The 2,700-nt window shown below is 68.0% G+C and carries 2 protein-coding genes; both read left to right on the top strand.

Annotated elements, in window-relative coordinates; translation table 11 throughout:
• On the top strand, positions 1-1,531 hold a 1,531-nt coding region (locus AB4Y84_RS18760; RefSeq protein ID WP_442250642.1), incomplete at its 5' end, for a DUF1631 family protein.
• Positions 1,532-1,583: 52 nt separating this feature from the next.
• On the top strand, positions 1,584-2,663 hold the full coding sequence (locus AB4Y84_RS18765) for an NAD(P) transhydrogenase subunit alpha (RefSeq protein WP_312786938.1): 1,080 nt from the start codon (positions 1,584-1,586) through the stop codon (positions 2,661-2,663).
• Positions 2,664-2,700: the final 37 nt, after the last annotated feature.

Genomic DNA, 2,700 nt, shown 5'->3' on the forward strand with positions numbered 1-2,700 from the left:
GCGTTTCGCCGCGCGCTGGTCCGAGCGTCGTGGCCATATGCAGCAGCATGCGGGTGGTGAAGAGAGCCCTTCCGGTGAAGCCTATTCCGGCCAGCAGGGCATGTTGCTGGAAGCCCTGCACGAACTGCTGCAGCAGACCCGCCACGTGCGCGAGGACGCAACCTCTGCGGCTCAGGTCGCGGTCGGCCAGCATCGTCCGTTGAGCCAGCGCGAAATGATGTCGGTGCTGTCGCTGCTGCAGGCCACGCCCAGCGCAACCCTGCGTGCGGCGATCGGCGAGGACGGCGAATCATTGGCGCAGCGGCTGAAGAGCGAAGTGTTGTCCAGCGCCACGCGGCTGGGTGTCGATCCGGGCCAGACCCGGCTGGACGCGCAGGACGAGGATGCCATCGACCTGGTCGGCATGCTGTTCGACGTGATGCTCGATGAGCGTGAACTGGAAGGCCGCTCGCGTGAGCTCATTGGCCGCCTGGTGGTTCCGTTCGTGAAGGTGGCGATGCTGGACCGCCGCATGTTCGTGCAGAAGACCCATCCGGCGCGCAAGCTGCTCAACTCGCTGGCCGAAGCTTGCGAGGGCAACACCGGGGAAAGCCAGGCCGAGCGCATGCTGATGGCCAAGGTGGAAGAGATCGTCGAGCGGTTGGTGGCCGAGTTCAACGAAAACCTGGCGATCTTCCTGACCCTGGAAGAAGAATTCCGCGATTTCCTGGTGCAGCACCGCCGTCGCGTGGAAATCGCCGAGCGCCGGGCCGCCGAGACCCAGCGCGGCCAGGAAAAGCTGGAGATGGCCCGTACCCGTGCCGGTGCCGAACYGGATCGCCGCATCGGCGATGCCACCCTGCCGTCGGCGATCGCCGAATTCCTGCGCCAGCCTTGGCAGCACCATCTGACCCTGGCGCTGCTGCGCGAGGGCGAGGAGGGGGCCTCGGTGGCCGAGGCGCTGACCCTGGCTGATGGCCTGCTTGAGGAAGTGGCCGAGGCCCGCCGGCAGATCGTCGGCAAGCCGTGGCTGCAGGCCTGGCAGCCGATGCTGGCCAAGGTGTTTGCCAGCGTCGGCGTGCATGGCGACGCAGCCACCGCAGCCATCGATGCGCTGCACGACACATTGCAGGGCATCGCCGAATCGCGACCGGAGCTGCAGCGCGCGTTGCCGGAGCTGCCGCAGGTGGTGCTGCCCGCGCCGCCGGCACCGGAAACGCCGGCAGTGGAACTGGGCGGTACCTTCAATACCGACGATTTCGACAACGCCGATGCCGATCGCTTCCGGCGGATGGAGATCGGCAACTGGCTGGACTTCGTCGACAAGGACGGCAAGGTGCAGGCGGGCAAGTTGTCCTGGATCAGCCCTATTTCCGCGCGCCTGCTGTTCGTCAACCGTCGTGGCGTGCGCTTCTGCGTGGCCTCGCCCGAGGAGCTGGCGGTGATGGTGCGGTTGGGTCGCTTGCGTCCCCACATCGACGATGGCGCCTTCGACAGCGCCATGCAGGGCGTGCTCGACCGCCTCGACCCGGGTGGTGCGACGCTGCACTGAGCCGCGTACGCCTGCTAGGATCGGACCCACTCACCGATCATCGGAATTCTGCATGGCCGTGGCGTTGCTGGGGATCAAGGAGACCGCGCCGGGCGAACGGCGCGTTGCGCTCACACCGGAGACGGCGCGCAAGCTCGCTGCGCTGGGCATCACTGTGTGGTACCAGCCCGGCGCGGGCCAGGCCGCTGGCTTCACCGATGCCGCTTACGACGACGCAGGTGCCCGCGCCTTCGACGCCGCCCGTTGGGCCGAGATCGACATCCTGCTGTGCGTGCAGGCGCCACCGGCCGAGGTGCTGGCCCAGCTCAAGCCGGGCGCCAGTGTGGTCGGCCTGCTGACCCCCGCGGCCGACCCGGCGTTGGCCGCATTGGCTTCGGATGACCGCCTGCACCTGTTCCCGCTGCAGCAGTTGCCGCGCACCACGCGCGCGCAGGCGATGGACGTACTCAGTTCGCAGGCCGGCATGGCCGGCTACAAGGCGGCATTGATCGCTGCCGAACGTGCGCCGCGCTTCTTCCCGATGCTGACCACTGCGGCCGGTACCGTGCGTCCAGCCAAGGTGCTGGTGATCGGCGCCGGTGTCGCCGGCCTGCAGGCCATTGCCACCTCGCGCCGCCTGGGTGCGCAGGTGGAGGGCTTTGACGTGCGCCCGGAAACCCGCGAACAGATCCAGTCGCTCGGTGCACGCTTCCTCGACCTGGGGGTGAGCGCGGCCGGCGAGGGCGGTTATGCGCGGGCGCTGACCGATGAGGAGCGTGCCGAACAGCAGCGCCGTCTTGGCGACCATCTGCGCAGCGTGGACGTGGTGATCTGCACTGCCGCGGTGCCGGGACGTCAGGCGCCGACGATCGTCACCGCCGCGATGGTCGAAGGCATGGCCGCCGGCAGCGTGATCGTCGATCTGGCCGCCGAGAGCGGTGGCAACTGCGCGCTGACCGAACCCGGCCAATGCATCGAGCACCAGGGCGTGACCATCGATGGCCCGCTGGGTCTGGCCAGCCGAGGTGCAACCCAGGCCAGCGAGATGTATGCGCGCAACCTGATGAACTTCGTCGCTCTGTTCGTACGTGATGGCCAGCTGGGCTTCGACTGGGAAGACGAGCTGCTGGCGAAAACGCGCTGGCAGGCGTGATCGGCATGGGGTCAGATCCCTTTGCCGCAGGCAAAGG

This window comes from Stenotrophomonas sp. 2YAF22 (genome assembly GCF_052114665.1).
Lineage (GTDB): Bacteria > Pseudomonadota > Gammaproteobacteria > Xanthomonadales > Xanthomonadaceae > Stenotrophomonas > Stenotrophomonas indicatrix.